The following is a 16,013-nucleotide window of genomic DNA, read 5'->3' as shown; positions in this document are numbered from 1 at the left end:
GTCGTGCTACTGAGCGCCCGGGAGCAGCCCGGTCGGCTCATCGAGGTCGAGGGTGACGAGGAGACCCTCGGGGGTCGACTCGACGGACGTCGGGACGAAGTCGCCCGACTGGCTGCCGAGCCAGGTGGTCGCGCTCTGCAGCGCGGCGGCGTCGGCAGGGAGCGCGGCGCCGTTGTAGCCGGACAGGATCATCCGGTGGCGGACGCCGTCGACCTCGCTGGTGCCGACGGGGAAGTCGGCGACCGAGAGCGGGGTGAAGGCGAGCTGCTGGCCGAGCAGGAGGAGGAGCCGCGAGTCGACGCGGCCCCCCTCGAGCAGGGCGCGGGCGGCGTCGGTCGTGGTCAGCGCGGGGTTGGCCGCCAGCTGGCTGCCGGCCGAGGCGCGCGCGGCGGTCAGGACGGTGGCCGCGGCGGCGGCCTGATCGGTGCCCTGGTCGAGGACGCGGCGCACCTCCACCGCGGTGTCGCCGCTGCCGAAGCTCGCGACGGCCTCCGAGTTGTCGAGCGCCGTCTCGGTCTCGCCGGTCGCGCTCGCCCGCAGGCTCGGCGTGACGAGGATGTAGTCGGCCGCGCGCCAGGCCGAGTCGGGTGCCGCCGCGGAGAGCGTCGACTCCGACACGACGGTGTCGCCGGGGAAGCCGGCGTCGGTGACGTCGCCGACGAGATCGTCCTGCACCAGGAGCACCGAGGCGGGGTCGATCGTGTCCGCGACCCAGGCGACGGCGGCCTCGGTGGTGCCGGGAGCGGCGGCCGCGACGGGCCCGGTGGTGCCGCCGGCGTCTCCGCCGCCGTTCGTGATCAGCGGGACGGCGACGAGCGCGCCGCCGATGAGCAGCACGGCGGCGCCGATGCCGGCGACGATCAGGACGGTCTTCCGGCGGAGGCGGGGGCTGCCCTCGTCGTCCGCGGCCTCGGCGGAGACGGGAGCGCCGTGCCACTGGTGCGCTGTGGCGGGCACGGGCGGCGCGAGGAAGCCGGGGGCGTCGTCGTCGTCGCGGGTGTCGCCGTCGGAGTCGCTGCGGCCGGGGAACGGCGCGGGAGCGAGGAAGCGATCGCTGAAGATGTCCTGTGCGGGGTCCTCGGTGCGGTGCTGCGGCGCGGTGTGCTGCTCGGGTCCGCCGAAGGATTCCTGCGCGTACTGCTCGGGTGCGTCGTACTGCTCCGGCTCGTCGTACTGCTCCGGCTCGTCGTACTGCTGCGGCTCGTCGTGCTGATCGGGCTCGTCGTACGGCTCGGGCTCGACGTGCTGCTCGGGCTGGACGGGCGCGGAGCGGCGGGCCGGATCGGGCAGGAGCAGCCCGAAGGCGCCGCGGCTGCGGCCCTGGACCGGCACGAAGGAGGCGGCGTTCGGGTGCGGGAACTCGAGGTGCTCGATGTCGAGCTCGCAGACCTCGCCGATGACGGGTGCGAGGGCGGGGCCTTCGGCGTCGGTCGGCGCGAGGGCGAAGCCGCGGAGGAGCGCGGCGTCGACGGTCGGTGCCGGCGGGAGCGGAGGTGCGACGGGCGCTGCGGCATCGACAGGGGCCGGCGGCTGGACCGCGGACGGCGCGGAGGTCGGCGGCTCGAAGAACTGCGCGTCGACCGGCTGCGCGTCGGCGGGCGGAGCCGCGGGCGGCCGGGGCGCGGCGAGGCGGGTGCCGTCGAACTCGAGGTCCGCGGGCTCCTCGGTCCCGGACCCCTCGGTCTCCTCCGCGGCGGGCTCGACCGGCTGCTCCGCGAGGGGCGGGGCGAGGACGGGCGGGGCCGGGGGTGCGGGCGGCGCCGGAGGCGCGTCGAAGAACTGCGCGTCGACGGGCTCCGGCTCGAAGCGCGACGACGGGGGCGGCGGCGCGATCGTCACCGCGTGCGGCTCCTCGACCTCCTCGGAGGGCGCGAAGTCGCGCGGGAGGTCGATCATCGGCGACGGCGCGGCGGGCGCCGGGGCGGGCGGCGGCGGGCTGCGGAACGCGCTGTGCGATCCTCCGCCGCGGACCGGGCGCGAGAGATCGGGGACGAAGGAGGCGACCCCCGGATGGGGGAATTCGAGAGCATCCGCGTCGAGTTCGCAGTACTCGCCGATCGCGGGCGCGGGCACGTCGAAGACGTACCCGGCATCCGCGTGCGCCGGAGCGGCGTGCTGCTCGAGGAGGGCGTCCCGGCGGGGAGCCTCCTCGTCACGCGCCGGAGCCGGCAGGTACTCGGTCACGTCGGGTTCGACTCCGTACGGGGGTTCCCCTTCCCCGGGGGAGTCGCTGCGCCGCGAGCGCGAGAACAGCTGCCGGGCGGCCGAGACGGCGGTGCGCGCCATCAGCGGCGGCTCCGTCCGGCGTCGTTCCGACATTCGAGGGTCACAGCTCCTCTTCGGAGCGGACGCGCCGATCGGTCTGGTCTGGCGCGCGTTCCGGAGTGCTGTCCCCACATGCTCATGAGGCGCAGTCTTCCGTATCCGCTGGCGCGAAAGGTACCGGAGGTGGCGCTTGTGATCTGTTCGTCACGCGGTCGACCCTGGGGAGGAGCCTCTGCGGGAGGGGTGCGCTGGAGCGGCCGCGGCGAGGATGATCGCAGGATGGACCTCCCGTTCCCCCTCCCCCTCGCCCCGATGCTCGCCAAGGCGGTCGCCGCGGTGCCCGCGCAGGACGCGGTCGACGGCGGTTACTCCTACGAGCCGAAGTGGGACGGCTTCCGGGCGATCGTCTCCGTCTCCGGCGGGGTCTGCGAGATCGGCAGCCGCGGCTCCAAGCCGCTCACCCGCTACTTCCCCGAGCTGGTCGAGGCGTTCCTCCGGCTGCTGCCCGACGGCTGCGTCCTCGACGGCGAGATCGTGCTGGCCACCGGGCCGGGCGGGGCGCAGCGGCTGGACTGGGAGCTGCTCTCGCAGCGCATCCACCCGGCGGCCAGCCGCGTCGCGACGCTCGCGGCCGAGACCCCGGCGATGCTCGTCGCCTTCGATCTGCTCGCCGTGGACGGCCGGAGCCTGCTCGACGAGCCGTACTCGGCGCGGCGCGAGGCGCTCGCCGCACTGCTGGAGGGGGTCACTCCGCCCGTGCACCTGGGCCGGACCACCGCCGACGAGGCGCTCGCCCGCGACTGGCTGGAGCGGTTCGAGGGCGCGGGGCTGGACGGCGTGATCGCGAAGCCCCTCGCCGCGCCCTACGCTCCGGGCAAGCGGACGATGCTCAAGGTCAAGCACCACCGGACGGCCGACGTCATCGCGATCGGCTACCGCGAGCACACCTCGAAGCCCGGGCTCGGCTCGCTGCTGCTCGGCCTGTACGACACCGACGGGACGCTGCGGCAGGTGGGCGGTGCCTCCGCCTTCACCGACGCCCGGCGGGTCGAGCTGATCGAGGAGCTCGCCGACGTCGTCGAGCGCGACGCGGACGGCGAGGCGGTGCGCGGTGACGGCGAGCGCAGCCGCTTCTCCGGGAGCCGCGACACCTCGTTCGTGCGGCTGCGGCCGGAGACGGTGCTCGAGGTGCGCTACGACCAGATGGAGGGGGCGAGGTTCCGGCACACCGTGCAGTTCGAGCGCTGGCGGCCGGACCGCGACGCCGGCTCGTGCACCTTCGCGCAGCTGGAGCAGCCGACGGCGTACGACCTGGGCGACGTGCTGGGCTGACGCTACTCGGCGGCGTCCTCCCCGGACGCCGCCGCCGGCTTCTTCGCGCGGCTGGGCTGGACGCGGGGCGGCTCGCCCGGCATCTTCGGGAAGTCGGGCGGGAAGGGCAGTTCGCCGAGGCCCGCGGAGAGGTCGCGCTCCCACCAGCCGAGCAGCGCGTCGAGGCGGCCGGGGGCGTCACGCATCCGCGCCCAGGGGTCGCCCGTCGTGCTCAGGCGCTCGGGAACGGTGCGGATCGTGAACGCGGTCGGATCGATCCCGTCGAGCTCCTCCCACTCGACCGGGCAGGAGACCGGAGCGTGCGCGAGCGGACGCGGACTGTAGGCGCCGGCCATCGTGCGGTCGCGGTTGGCCTGGTTGAAGTCGACGAAGATCCGCTCGCCGCGCTCCTCCTTCCACCACGCCGTCGTGACCTGCTCGGGCATCCGCCGCTCGAGCTCGCGGCCGGCGGCGATCACCGCGTGCCGCACGTCGAGGAACTCGTGCTCGGCCACGATCGGCGCGAACACGTGCAGCCCGCGGTTGCCGGAGGTCTTCACGAACGACTCCAGGCCGGCCTCGCGCAGTACCTCGCGGAGCGCGTGCGCCGCGACGACCGCGTCGGCGACATCGGTGCCCGGCTGCGGGTCGAGGTCGATGCGGAGCTGATCGGGCCGGTCGGAGTCCTCGGCACGGGACGCCCACGGGTGGAAGACGAGGGTGTTCATCTGCGCGGCCCAGACGGCGACGGCGGGCTCGTCGATCACGAGCTGCGGGTGCACGCGGCCGCTCGGATAGGTGACGGGGACGGAGCGGACGTACTCCGGGGCGCCCTTGGGCGGGTTCTTCGAGAAGAACTGGTCGCCGTCGATGCCGGAGGAGAAGCGCTGCAGGGAGATCGGCCGGTCGCCGTTGGCGGCGACGAAGGCCTCGCCGACCGCGATCAGGTACTCCGCCACCTCGCGCTTGGTAATGCCCGGCTCCGGGAACAGCACGCGGCCAGGGCTGGAGACGCGCACCTCCCGGTCGCCGTGCGGTCCGGGGACGGTGAGGACGACGGCGTCGCTGCTGGGCATGTCAGCGAGGCTAGCGGGCGCCGCCGTCGGGCGACAGCGGTCCCCCGGGTCGGCGGCGCAGGCGGATCGGGCCCTTGGCGCGGGAGGGATCGACGATCTGCCCGCCCTGGACGATGTCGATCTCGCCGCGGTCGACGAGGCGGCGGGCGGCGCGGCGGACCGGCTCCATCAGCGGCCGCCACTCCTCTCCCCCGACGCGGCGGGCGACCTCGGACGGGCAGGCGGTGGCGGACGCGGCGCGGGCGAGGAGGACGGTGCGGATCTCCTCCTCGAGGCGCGCCTCCTCCGGGCCGACGCCGCGGCGGCGGCAGGCGTCGGAGCAGTAGCGGACGTTCTCCCAGTCGCGCGCCCACTTCGCGCGCCACTCGATCTCGCGGCCGCAGGAGGCGCAGGTCTTGTTCTCGGGGCGGGTGCTCGATTCGCGAGGGCGGTGGGCCATGGTGTCGAGTCTGCGCGCGTGCGGGCGGGGGTGCCACGGGTTGCGCGGGGAGCGGACGCGGGGATGGGGGTGCTGGGTGTTCGATCTGCAGGCGTTCCGGGGGGTGTGCCGCCCCCGGGGCGGCTGGGAGGGCTCTCGCCGTCGCGTCGCCTGCAGATCGGACGAGCGGTGCGGGCTTCGGGGGGGGGGCGGAGGCGGGAGTGTCATACTCCGCAATGAGGCGAACGGACTCCGCCCGGTGCGACAGGCTGGAGGGGCCGTGCTGCGGCGCGATGACGGGCCCGTTCCGCGCCGCATCCCCGATCGATCTGGAGTCTCCGATGAGCCGTGAGAACCTCGCCACCGCATCCGACACCGCCGCGTCCGATCCTGCCGCGTCCGTCGGGTCCGCGCCTGCTGACGGCCGGCCGCACGCCGCCTTCGCCGGGCTCTCGCCCGCGGAGTTCAAGCTCGCGTTCCGCAACCACGCCGCCGGGGTCGCGCTGATCACCGCCGACCCGGGCACCGGACCGGTCGCGCTGACCGCGACGTCCGTCTTCTCGGTGAGCGCCGAGCCGCCGCTGTTCGTGTTCTCGCTGTCCTCGGCGTCGTCGAGTTCGCCGGCCATCCAGGCGTCGGAGACCCTCGTCGTGCACCTGCTCGGCGCCGAGCAGCTCGACCTCGCCCGCCTCGGCTCGACCAGCGGCATCGACCGCTTCGCCGACACCTCGATCTGGTCGCGGCTGCCCACCGGCGAGCCGTACTTCCCCGGCGCGTCCGCGTGGATCCGCGGCACCGTCATCAACCGCATGGAGGCCGGCTCGTCGACGATCGTCGCCGTGCACGCCCTCGAGGCGCACGTCCCCGACGACTCCGACGCCACGGCGCCGCTGGTGTACCACAACCGGACGTGGCACCACCTCGGCGAGCACTCCCGCCTGGGCTGACGCCGGGGGGCGGCCGGCCCACTCCTCGCAAGTTGCGGTAGTCGCGCTCGACTACCGCAACTCTTGAGGAGTCGGCGGCGCCGACCGCGGCTGCGGCCGCGAGTCCGCAGAAGTCGTCGTACCCGAGTGGCCGGTACGACGACTTCTGCGGAGCGATGAGCGGTGAGCGGGGCTCTCGGCTGATGGTCTGGTCGCGGGCGGGTCTCGATACGCGCTGCGCGCTACTCGACCAGCATGGGGCGGCCGCGTACTTCGCCTGCGTGGGGCGCCCGCCTTCTTCGCCCGCATGGGGCGGCCGCGCTCTTCGCCCGTTTGGGGCGCCCGCGTTCTCCGCCTGCATGGGGCGGCCGCGTGCTCGGCCCGCGCCCGGTAACAGCGCGCTCGTTGCGGCCGACGCCGGCGCGCAGGGAGTTCATGCTGATCGAGGAGCGCCCGCAGGGCGCGTATCGAGATCCCGTGTCGGCTCGTCGCGGTGTCGACGTCCTCACGGGTGTCGGCTCTCCCCCGGAGGGTGGGTCTCGATACGCGCTGCGCGCTACTCGACCAGCATGGGGGGCGCTGCGCGCTGCTCGACCAGCTCGGGGTGCGCTGCGCGCTGCTCGACCAGCTCGGGGCGCGCTGCACACTGCTCGACCAGCTCGGGGCGCGCTGTGCGCTGCTCGACCGGCGTGGAGGGGCTGCGCGTGAGCGGCCGAGGCCGGTCAGGCATCCGGGCCGGTGACGACCGGGCGGGCGGGGGTGTTCGACCACTGAGACCAGGAGCCGGGGTAGAGGGACGGGGCGAAGCCGGCGAGGGTGAGGGCGACGGCGTCGGCGGCGGCCGTGACTCCGGAGCCGCAGTAGACGCCGACCGGGGCGTCGGGGCGGACGCCGAGGGACTCGAAGCGGGTGCGCAGGGCGGCGGCGTCGAGGAAGCGGCCGTCGGCGTCGACGTTGCCCGTCGCGGGGGCGTTCAGAGCGCCGGGGATGTGGCCGGCGCGGGGGTCGATCGGCTCGACGTCGCCGCGGTAGCGTTCGGGGGCGCGGGCGTCGAGGAGGACGCCGGAGGACGGCAGCGCGGCGGCCTCGTCGATGTCGAGCACCGGCAAGGCGCCGTAGGCCAGCTCGACGTCGCCCGCGACCGGCGTCACGGGGCCGGCCTCCAGGGTGCGGCCCGAGGCGGTCCAGGCGCGGAGCGAGCCGTCGAGGAGGCGCACGTCGGCGACTCCGGCGGCGCGCAGCAGCCACCAGGCCCGCGCGGAGGAGAGGTTCTTCAGGTCGTCGTAGACGACGACGGCCTGACCCTGGCGCAGGCCCCAGCGGCGCGCCGACTCCTGCAGCGCCTCGATCGGAGGCAGGGGGTGGCGGCCGTCCTCGGGGGCGCCGTGCGCGGCGAGCTCGTGGTCGAGGTCGACGTACACGGCGCCGGGGAGGTGGCCCTCGAGGTACGCGGGGCGGCCGTCGGGCCGGTCGAGGCGCCAGCGCACGTCGAGGACGAGCGGCGGCTCGGGCGAGGCGAGTGCCGCCTCCAGCTCGTCGGGGGTGACGAGCACGTCGGAGCGGAGGGTGGTGGTCATGTCGGTCCTCTCGAGGGGTGCGCTCACAGCGCGGTACCGGGATTCAGGATGCCCTGCGGATCGAAGACCCGCTGCACCGCGCGCTGCAGGGCGACGACGTCGGGGCCGAGCTCGCGGCGGGCCCAGTCGCGCTTGAGGGCGCCGACGCCGTGCTCGCCGCTGACGGTGCCGCCGAGGTCGAGGGCGAGGGCGAAGACGGCCTCGGCCGCGGCGTCGGCCTGGCGGCGGGACCGCTCGGAGTCGTCGCGCAGGCGGATGATCGGGTGCAGATTGCCGTCGCCGGCGTGGGCGAAGACGTAGACGTCGGCGCCGGTGTCCGCGGCGATGGCGTGCACGCGGCGGATCGCCTCGGCGAGGCGGGAGCGGGGCACGGCGATGTCCTCGATCAGCACGCGGCCGCGGGCCTCGATCGCGGGCAGGGCGTCGCGGCGGGCGCTCGCGAGGGCGAGGCCCTCGGCCGGGTCGAGGGTGGTCTCGACGCTGAGCGCGGTCGCGGCGAGCACCGCGCGCACCTCGGCGATCTCCTCGGCGGCGCCGAAACCGTCGGTCTGCACCAGGAGGAAGGCGCCGCCGCGGCCGGCCAGGGTCGAGCCGCGCAGGGCGTCGATGGCCTCGAGTGTGCGGTCGTCGACCAGCTCGAGCACGCTCGGGCGCAGACCCGCACGGGCGAGGGCGACGGCGGCCTCGGCGCCCGCGGCCACGTCGGCGAAGAAGGCGGCGGCGGTCGCGGTCGCCCGCGGCCGGGGCAGCAGGCGGAGGGTCGCGCCGACGACCACGCCGAGGCTGCCCTCGGAGCCGACGACGAGCGCGGTGAGGTCGAGGCCGACGACGCCCTTCACGGTGTCGCGCCCGAGGCGGACCAGCGAGCCGTCGGCCAGGACCACGTCGAGGGCGAGGACGGCGTCGCGGGTGACTCCGTACTTCGCGCCGCGCAGGCCGCCGGCGTTGGTGGCGATGGTGCCGCCGATGGTCGCGATCTCGACGCTGCCGGGGTCCGGGGCGTAGAGGAGGCCGTGCACGGCGGCGGCGCGGTCGAGATCGGCGGTGATGACGCCCGGCTCGACGCGGGCGACGCCGTCGACGGGGTCGATCTCGAGGATGCGGTCGAGGCCCGAGACGTCGAGGACGAGGACGCCCTCCCCCGCGCTGGCGCCGCCGGCGAGTCCGCTGGCGGCGCCGCGGGTGACGACGGGGATGCCGTGGGCGGAGGCGTGCCGGAGCGCGGCGCGGACGTCGTCGACCGAGCGGGCGCGCACGACGCCGAGCGGGGTGCCGCCGGGGGACCAGCCGGAGCGGTCGGCGGTGGGGACGTCGGCGGTGATCTCGACAGGGGTGGGGTCGACGGCGGGGGCGAGCGCGCTCACTCCGCGATCCGCTCGATGATCGGCGCGGCGGCGGCCGACGCCTTCACCCGCTCGAGGAAGAGGACCACCGTCGCGGCGGCCGAGCGGTGCGTCGCGTCGTTCAGCGCGTCGTGGCGGCCGTCGGCGAGGACGTGGATCTCGGCCCGTGGGGCGGTGCGGTAGACGGCGGCCGCCTCCGCGAGCGGGCTGATCGCATCGGCCGCGCCGTGCAGCGCGAGCAGCGGAACGGTGACGGCGCTGGCGGCGACGGCGAGCAGCTCGGGCGGCAGTGCGGCGTCGCGCGCGGCGGAGTCGGTCTCGCGCTCGAGGACGCCGGCGTGGTTCGGGCAGGCGGTCCGCTCGCCGATCCCCCCGCCGCTCTCGGCGCGCACGGGCAGTCCGGCGAGGACGACGGCGTCGACCGGCTCCGTCGCGGCGAGCTCGAGGGCGACGGCCGCGCCGGCGTCGGAGCCGACGAGGACGAGCGGGGCGATGGTCGCGGGGTCGCGGAGGAGGGCGAGCGCGGCGTCGCGGACGCCGGGGGCCGTGGCGTCGCCGAAGGCGCGGACACGGTAGGCGTCGCGGGCGATGCGGCTGCCGAAGCGCTCGTAGACGGCGGGGGTCTCGCCGCGGCCGCCGAGGACGACGAGGGTGCCGCGCGGGGCGATGCCCTCGGGCTCGTCGAAGGCGCGGGCGGCGGGGGCGGTGGTGGGCGGGTGGGTGAGGGTCATGGGGGGCTCCTTGGTAGGGCGGGCGTACCGGCGGGTGAGTGTGCGGAGGGGGTGGGTCTCGATACGCCCCTGCGGGGCCACTCGACCAACATGAGGCTGGCCTGGTGGGGCTGCTCGACCAGCATGAGGACGGGGCTACTCGACCAGCATGAGGACGGGGCTACTCGACGAGCACGGGGACGGGGGCGAGCAGGTCCGCGAGCGGGAGCGGCGCGGCGGCCGCGGCGCGGCCGCGCAGGCCGAGCAGGAGCTGCAGGCGCTCGTTCAGTGGGGCGGGCACGCCGACGCGGCGGGCGAGCAGGACGATCTCGCCGGTGAGGTGGTCGATCTCGCTGCTCGTGCCGCGGGCGGCGCTCTGCCAGGTCGACAGCCGGCCGGCGGTGTGGCCGGGCACGGGATCGACGGCGAGGCGCGTGCCGTCGTCGGGAGCGACCGCGAGGCCGTTGGCGGCGAGGGCGGCGCGCGCCTCCGCGACGAGCAGGACGCGCGCGGCGGCGCGCTGCTCAGCCGGGCCCTCGAACAGGTCGAGGCCGTTGGCCGCGTTGGCGAGCAGCTTGCGGGCCTTCCAGGCACCGATGTCGGGCACGGCGCGGGCGGCGAAACCGGCGTCGCGGAGGATCGCGGCGTACTCCTCCGCGCGCGGATCGGCGGCGTCGGGGTGCCGGCCGATCCAGAGCACGCCCACGGTCGGGAAGGAGGGCGAGACGACCTCGCCGGGCACCAGGAAGCTGGCGGCGATGCCGATCGACACCCCGTAGACCGCGGCGAAGCGGCGCAGCGCGCTGTCCTCGGTGGCGAGTCCGTTCTGCAGGGTCAGCACCGGCAGCTCGGCCCCGGCCCCGCCCCGGGCGAGCGGCGTCCAGGCCCACTCGGCGAGCGCCGCCTCCGCGTCCTGCGCCTTCACCGCGAGCACGAGGACGTCGCCGCGCGCGGGCGCCGCCTCCGCGGGGCCGGCGGCGACGGGCAGCCGGACGATCTCGTCGCCCGCGGGCCGGCGCACCCGCAGCCCGTTCTCGCGGAGGAGCCGCAGGTGCTCCCCGCGCGCCACGAGCAGGACCGGCTGCCCTGCCAGGTGCAGCTGCGCGGCGAGGACCGAGCCGACGGCCCCGCCGCCGATCACGAGGAAGCGGCCGCTCACGGGCGCACCGCCGCTCGGCCGGGGATCGCCGCGAGCAGGGTGCGGGTGTACTCCGCGGCGGGCGAGCCGAAGACGCGGGCGGTGGTCCCAGCCTCCTGCACCCGCCCGCGGTCGAGGACGACGACCTCGTGCGAGACCTCGGCGACGACGGCCAGGTCGTGCGAGACGAAGAGGTAGGCGACGCCGAGGTCGCGCTGCAGCTCGACCAGGAGCTCGAGGATCTGCGCCTGCACGGACACGTCCAGCGCGGAGACCGGCTCGTCGAGGAGCACGAGATCCGGCCCGAGGGCGAGCGCGCGGGCGATCGCGACCCGCTGGCGCTGACCGCCGGACAGCTCGGCCGGCAGCCGGGAGAGGAAGGAGCCGGGCAGCCCGACCCGGTCGAGCAGCTCGCGGGCCCGCTCCAGCCGCGAGGCGCGGTCCCCGATCCGGAACGAGACCAGCGGCTCGACGACCGACTCCAGCACCGTGAAGCGCGGGTCGAGCGCGGCGAAGGGGTTCTGCTGCACGAGCTGGATCCGCCGGCGCAGCGGCCGCCACTGCCGGTCGCTCGCCGCGGTGAGGTCCTCCCCCTCCACGAGCACCCGGCCGCTCGACGCCCGCTCGAGACCGAGGGCGATCCGCAGCGCGGTCGTCTTGCCCGAGCCCGACTCCCCCACCAGCGCGAGGGTCTGCCCCGCGCGGATCGAGAACGAGACGTCGTCGAGCGCGCGGTACGGCGGGCGGCGGCCCGGCAGCGCGAAGTCCTTCACGACGTTCTCGACCCGGACGATCTCCGGAGCGGGCTCGACGTGCTCGAAGCGCGGCACGAGCTCGCCGCCCAGGCCCGGCGCCGCCGCGAGCAGCTCGCGGGTGTACTCCTCCCGCGGCGCGACCAGGATCTGCGCGGGCGGGCCCTGCTCCACCACCCGGCCCTCGCGCAGCACGAGGACGCGGTCGGCCCGGTCGGCGGCGACGGCGAGGTCGTGGGTGATGATCAGCAGCGCGATGCCCTGCTCGCGGACCAGCGACTGCAGGTGATCGAGCAGGCGCTTCTGCACGGTGACGTCCAGGGCCGAGGTCGGCTCGTCGGCGATGATCAGCCGCGGCCGGCCGGCCAGCGCGATCGCGATCAGCGCCCGCTGGCGCAGCCCGCCGGACAGCTCGTGCGGGTACTGCCGGGCGCGCAGCTCCGGATCGTCGATGCCCGACTGCCGGAGCGCCTCGAGCACCTCGGCGTCGACGGAGCGGCGGTCGACGCCGCGCAGGCGCACCGCCTCCGCCACCTGGGCGCCGATGCGCAGCGTCGGGTTGAGCCCGACCATCGGGTCCTGCGGCACGAGGCCGACGAACCGGCCGCGCAGATGCCGGAGCCGCTTCTCGGCCGCACGGGTCACGTCCTCGCCGGCGAGCGCGATCGAGCCGCCGGTGATCCGGCCGCCGGAGGGCAGCAGGCCGAGCACGGCGTTCGCGGTCGTCGACTTGCCCGAGCCGGACTCGCCGACCACGGCGACGATCTCGCCGGCCGCGATCTCGAGCGAGACCTCGTGCACGACCGTGCGCTCGCCGTAGGCGACGCTGAGGCGGTCGAGCCGCACGAGCGGGCCGGAAGCGGCGGGCCCTGCGGAGGGGACCACGCCGGCGCTCATCGCTGCACCTCCTCGAGGCTCTTGGCCACGTGGTTGAGCGCGAAGACCAGCAGCCCGACGAAGAGCCCCGGCAGCAGCGACAGCCACGGGCTGGTGACGAGGTAGTTGCGGCCGCTGGAGATCAGCGTCCCCCACTCCGCTGCGGGCGGCGCCGCGCCGAAGCCGAGGAAGCTCAGCGCGGCGATCGCGATGATCGCGGTGCCGAGATCGAGCACGGCCAGCACGGCGACCGGCCCCCAGGAGTTGGGCAGCACGTGCCGCACGAGCACACGCAGCCGGCTGGCCCCTCCGGTGCGCGCGGCCTCGACGTAGGGCAGCGTGCGCACGCGGAGCACCTCGGCGCGGGTGGTGCGCGCGAAGCCGGGCAGGATGCCGATCCCCACGGCGAGCGCCACCGGCAGCGTGCCGAAGCCGATCGCCGTCACGATCGCCAGGGCGAGCAGCAGCCCCGGGATCGCCAGCAGCACGTCGACGATCCGCATGATCACCGCGTCCACCACTCCGCCCGCGGAGCCGGAGACCACGCCGAGCGTCAGCCCGCCGACCAGGGCGATCGCGAGGGCGATCACCGTCGCCTGCACCGTCAAGGCCCCGCCGTGCAGGACCCGCGCGAACAGGTCGCGGCCCAGCTCGTCGGTGCCGAAGAGGTGCGCGAGGCTCGGCGCCTGCAGCTTGTCGGCCGGCGCGGTCGCCGTCGGGTCGACGCCGGTGAACAGCGCCGGAGCGATCGCCGAGGCCAGGACGAACAGCACGAAGACCAGCGCCAGCACGAAGCCCGGGCGGCGCAGCAGCAGGCGGAGGACCCGCACGCGGCGGGCACCCCGGCCGTGCGCCGCGCGGGTGAGCGGCTCGGGGACGACGAGCGCCTCGGGCCGGGTGAGTTCGAGAGTCATGGTCGGCTCGCCTTCGGTGTCGAGGTGATGCGCGGATCGAGGAGGGGGTAGAGCAGGTCGACCAGGAGATTGATGCCGACGAACACGACGGCCGCCAGCACGACGATCGCCTGGACGACCGGCACGTCCTGGGTGAGCACCGACTCCTGGGCGAGCGTGCCGATGCCCTGCCGGGCGAAGATCGTCTCGGCGACGATCGCTCCCGTGACGGTGTTGCCGGCCAGGATGCCGAGGATCGTCAGCGTCGGCAGCGAGGCGTTGCGGAAGGCGTGCCGCCACTGCACCGCGCCGCGGGAAAGGCCCTTGGCGCGGGCCGTGGTGATGTACGCCTCCGCCTCGACGTCCGCGAAGCTGCGGATCAGCACCTGGGCGAGCATCGCGGAGGTGGGGATCGCCATGGTCACCGCCGGCAGGATCAGGCTCGCCGGGGTCGCGCTGCCGGTGGAGGGCAGCAGGTGCAGCGAGAAGGCGAAGAACTGGATGAGCAGCAGGCCGATCCAGAAGCCGGGGAACGCCACACCCGCGGAGGGCAGCCGGCCGAGCACCGTCTTCAGCGGCCCCCAGCGGACGTACGCCGCCAGGTACGCGAGCACGGTGCCGCCGATCAGCGCGAGGCCGATCGCCAGGGCGCTGAGCTGCAGGGTGCCGGGCAGCTTCTCCGCGATCAGGTCGGTGACCGGGATCCCCTTGGTGATCGAGGTGCCGAAGTCGCCCCGCAGTGCGTTCGCGAGCATCGTCGCGTACTGCTGCCAGACCGGCTGGTCGAGGCCGTAGCGGGCCTGAGCCTCGGCGAGCTGCTGCGGGGTGAGCGAGTCCACCTCGACGTTGTTGGCCGAGAGCAGGAGCGCCAGCGGGTCGCTCGGCAGCAGCCACAGCACCGCGAAGGTCACGGTGTACGCGGCCCAGAGCACCAGCACCGCCTGGCCGAGCCGGCCGAGGAGGTAGCGGCCGAGGCCCGAGGGGGCCGAGCGAGCGCCCGGTCTCCCCGGAGCGGTCCCCGGTGCCGCCGCCGCCGGTGCCGAGCCGAGCGCGGTCACGGCTGGATCCAGGCGTCGGCGAAGTCGCCGAACGCCTCCGAGGTGAAGCGGAAGCCGTGCACCGCCGATGAGACGCCCGCCAGCTGGACCCGCTCGGCGAACGGGAAGACCAAAGCGTTGTCGATCAGGTAGTCCTGCAGCTCGCCGTAGACCTCGGCGCGCGCCGCGGTGTCGACCGTCTGCACGCCCTCGTCGAGCAGGGCCTGCACGGTCGCGGCCTGCTCGGCGTCGAGGCCGTTCGTCGCCTGCGCCTTCGAGCCGGCGTAGCGGGAGTCGATGATCCACTGGATCACTCCCGGGTCGGCCCGCGTGTAGTAGGTCGAGATCAGGTCGTAGTCGCCGCTGTTCAGCACGTCGGCGCGCTGGGCGTTGGTGATCACGTTCAGCTCGAGCTCGATGCCGACCTGCTTCAGCTGGTCCTGGATCAGCTGATCGCCGGCACCGAACTGGGTGACGATCGGCACCGAGAGCGTGAGCCGCCGCCCGTCCTTCGAGCGGTAGCCGTCGTCGCCGAGCTTCCAGCCCGCCTCGTCCAGCAGCTCGCCCGCGCCCTCGGCGTCGAAGGCGAGCTTCGACGACTCGTCTTCGTAGAACGGAGTCGTCGTGTTGTAGATGCTGGTCGCGGCCGGGTAGCCGGAGCCGAAGACCGTCGTCGCGTAGGTGTCGCGGTCGATCGCCTTCTGCACGGCCTGCCGCACCCTCTCGTCCGAGAGGATCTTCCCCTCGGCGACGTTCGGGTAGTAGTTGCTCGCGGGGCCCGGCAGCGAGCGGCTCTCGACCGTGTCGCCGGAGCCCGTGATCACGGCCTGGTCGTTCTCCGAGATCGGGTTCCGCGGCCAGGCGATGTCGATCTCGTCGCTGGTCAGCTGCCCGACGCGGACGCTGTCCTCCGCAACGTAGCTGATGTCGATCCCGTCGAGGTGCGCCTCCCCCGTGTTCTCGCGCAGGGCCGAGCCCCAGGCGTACCCGTCGCGCTTGTCCAGCGTGATGCCGGTGCCGGGGGTGTAGCCGGTCAGCGTGAACGGGCCGGAGCCGACGATCCCGCCGAGGCAGCGCTCCTCGGGCGTCTTCTCGTAGGAGGAGGCGGCGAGGATCGCCAGGTTGGTGGTCGAGGTGCCCTGCAGGAACGCGGCGTTGGGCGTGGAGAAGACGACCTTCACGGTGTCGGCGTCCACGACCTCCGTGCCCGAGTAGCCGGCGAGGTAGACGCCTCCGTAGGCCGAGGGCAGCTGCGCGAGGGTCGCCTTGTCGTTGTCGAACGAGGTCTTCACGCTCTCCGCGGTGAAGGGCGTGCCGTCCGAGAAGGTGACGTCGGTGCGCAGGTCGAAGGTGTACTCGGTGCCCGCGTCGTTGACGCTCCAGTCGGTCGCGAGCCAGGGCTGGATCTCGCCGGTCTCCGGGTCCTGGTCGGTGAGCGAGTCGGCGACGTTGCGGATCACCGTGCGGTGCTCGATCCAGTAGGTCTGGAACGGGTCGACGCAGGAGAACGCGGCGTTGTCGGGGAAGAAGGCGAGTGAGAGCCGGCCGCCGTCGACGGGGGTCGCGTCGTCGGCGGCCGTGCCCGCGCCCGAGGCGCCCGAGCAGGCGGAGAGGGCCAGCGCGGAGGCGAGGGCGAGCGCGGCGGCGGCGGTGCCCGATCGTCGGAGGGGGCGTGAGCGGTGGAACGTCAT

The 16,013-nt window shown here is 74.9% G+C and carries 13 protein-coding genes; 2 read left to right on the top strand and 11 right to left on the bottom strand.

All coding sequences use genetic code 11. From position 1 onward, the window contains the following. Positions 1-6: 6 nt before the first annotated feature. A complete protein-coding gene (locus MT355_RS12925) occupies positions 7-2,319 on the bottom strand; it encodes a hypothetical protein (protein ID WP_243599860.1) in 2,313 nt (770 codons plus the stop codon). A 225-nt stretch (positions 2,320-2,544) separates the two neighbouring features. Here MT355_RS12925 and MT355_RS12920 point away from each other — a divergent pair, with 225 nt between their 5' ends. Beyond that, a complete protein-coding gene (locus MT355_RS12920) occupies positions 2,545-3,597 on the top strand; it encodes an ATP-dependent DNA ligase (RefSeq protein WP_243599859.1) in 1,053 nt (350 codons plus the stop codon). 2 nt (positions 3,598-3,599) lie between these two features. Here the strand turns inward: MT355_RS12920 and ligD are convergent, their stop codons facing one another. Together ligD and MT355_RS12910 are read right to left on the bottom strand one after the other, a co-directional pair. Then, a complete protein-coding gene (gene ligD / locus MT355_RS12915; protein WP_243599858.1) occupies positions 3,600-4,652 on the bottom strand; it encodes a non-homologous end-joining DNA ligase in 1,053 nt (350 codons plus the stop codon). A gap of 10 nt (positions 4,653-4,662) precedes the next feature. Next, positions 4,663-5,091: a DUF2256 and DUF3253 domain-containing protein gene (locus tag MT355_RS12910; protein ID WP_123732960.1), complete on the bottom strand. Its 429-nt coding sequence runs from the start codon at positions 5,089-5,091 to the stop codon at positions 4,663-4,665. Between the two features lie 320 nt (positions 5,092-5,411). Here MT355_RS12910 and MT355_RS12905 point away from each other — a divergent pair, with 320 nt between their 5' ends. Beyond that, positions 5,412-6,017 carry a flavin reductase family protein gene (locus MT355_RS12905; RefSeq protein WP_243599857.1) on the top strand — a complete coding sequence of 202 codons (606 nt, stop codon included), beginning with the start codon at positions 5,412-5,414 and terminating at the stop codon, positions 6,015-6,017. A 701-nt stretch (positions 6,018-6,718) separates the two neighbouring features. Here MT355_RS12905 and MT355_RS12900 read toward each other — a convergent pair. The 8 genes from MT355_RS12900 to MT355_RS12865 form a co-directional block, all read right to left on the bottom strand. After that, positions 6,719-7,573: a sulfurtransferase gene (locus MT355_RS12900; RefSeq protein WP_243599856.1), complete on the bottom strand. Its 855-nt coding sequence runs from the start codon at positions 7,571-7,573 to the stop codon at positions 6,719-6,721. A 23-nt stretch (positions 7,574-7,596) separates the two neighbouring features. Next, on the bottom strand, positions 7,597-8,937 hold the full coding sequence (locus MT355_RS21625; protein ID WP_243599855.1) for an FAD-binding oxidoreductase: 1,341 nt from the start codon (positions 8,935-8,937) through the stop codon (positions 7,597-7,599). Next, on the bottom strand, positions 8,934-9,647 hold the full coding sequence (locus MT355_RS12890) for an alpha/beta hydrolase (protein WP_243599854.1): 714 nt from the start codon (positions 9,645-9,647) through the stop codon (positions 8,934-8,936). The genes MT355_RS21625 and MT355_RS12890 overlap by 4 nt, the downstream gene beginning before the upstream one ends. A gap of 160 nt (positions 9,648-9,807) precedes the next feature. After that, the gene (locus MT355_RS21620) at positions 9,808-10,785 is read right to left on the bottom strand and encodes a ketopantoate reductase family protein (protein WP_243599853.1); all 978 of its coding nucleotides are present in this window, start codon (positions 10,783-10,785) and stop codon (positions 9,808-9,810) included. Beyond that, the gene (locus MT355_RS12880) at positions 10,782-12,413 is read right to left on the bottom strand and encodes an ABC transporter ATP-binding protein (protein ID WP_243599852.1); all 1,632 of its coding nucleotides are present in this window, start codon (positions 12,411-12,413) and stop codon (positions 10,782-10,784) included. Before MT355_RS12880 ends, MT355_RS21620 begins: the two co-directional genes overlap by 4 nt. Continuing rightward, on the bottom strand, positions 12,410-13,306 hold the full coding sequence (locus MT355_RS12875; RefSeq protein WP_243599851.1) for an ABC transporter permease: 897 nt from the start codon (positions 13,304-13,306) through the stop codon (positions 12,410-12,412). The genes MT355_RS12880 and MT355_RS12875 overlap by 4 nt, the downstream gene beginning before the upstream one ends. Continuing rightward, positions 13,303-14,343, bottom strand: coding sequence for an ABC transporter permease (locus MT355_RS12870; RefSeq protein ID WP_243599850.1), 1,041 nt, complete (start codon positions 14,341-14,343; stop codon positions 13,303-13,305). The genes MT355_RS12875 and MT355_RS12870 overlap by 4 nt, the downstream gene beginning before the upstream one ends. After that, positions 14,340-16,013, bottom strand: coding sequence for an ABC transporter substrate-binding protein (locus tag MT355_RS12865; RefSeq protein WP_243599849.1), 1,674 nt, complete (start codon positions 16,011-16,013; stop codon positions 14,340-14,342). The genes MT355_RS12870 and MT355_RS12865 overlap by 4 nt, the downstream gene beginning before the upstream one ends.

It is taken from the genome of Rathayibacter sp. VKM Ac-2929 (genome assembly GCF_022815495.1).
Classification (GTDB): Bacteria; Actinomycetota; Actinomycetes; order Actinomycetales; family Microbacteriaceae; genus Rathayibacter; species Rathayibacter festucae.
This window is presented reverse-complemented; position numbering and strand designations above follow the sequence as displayed.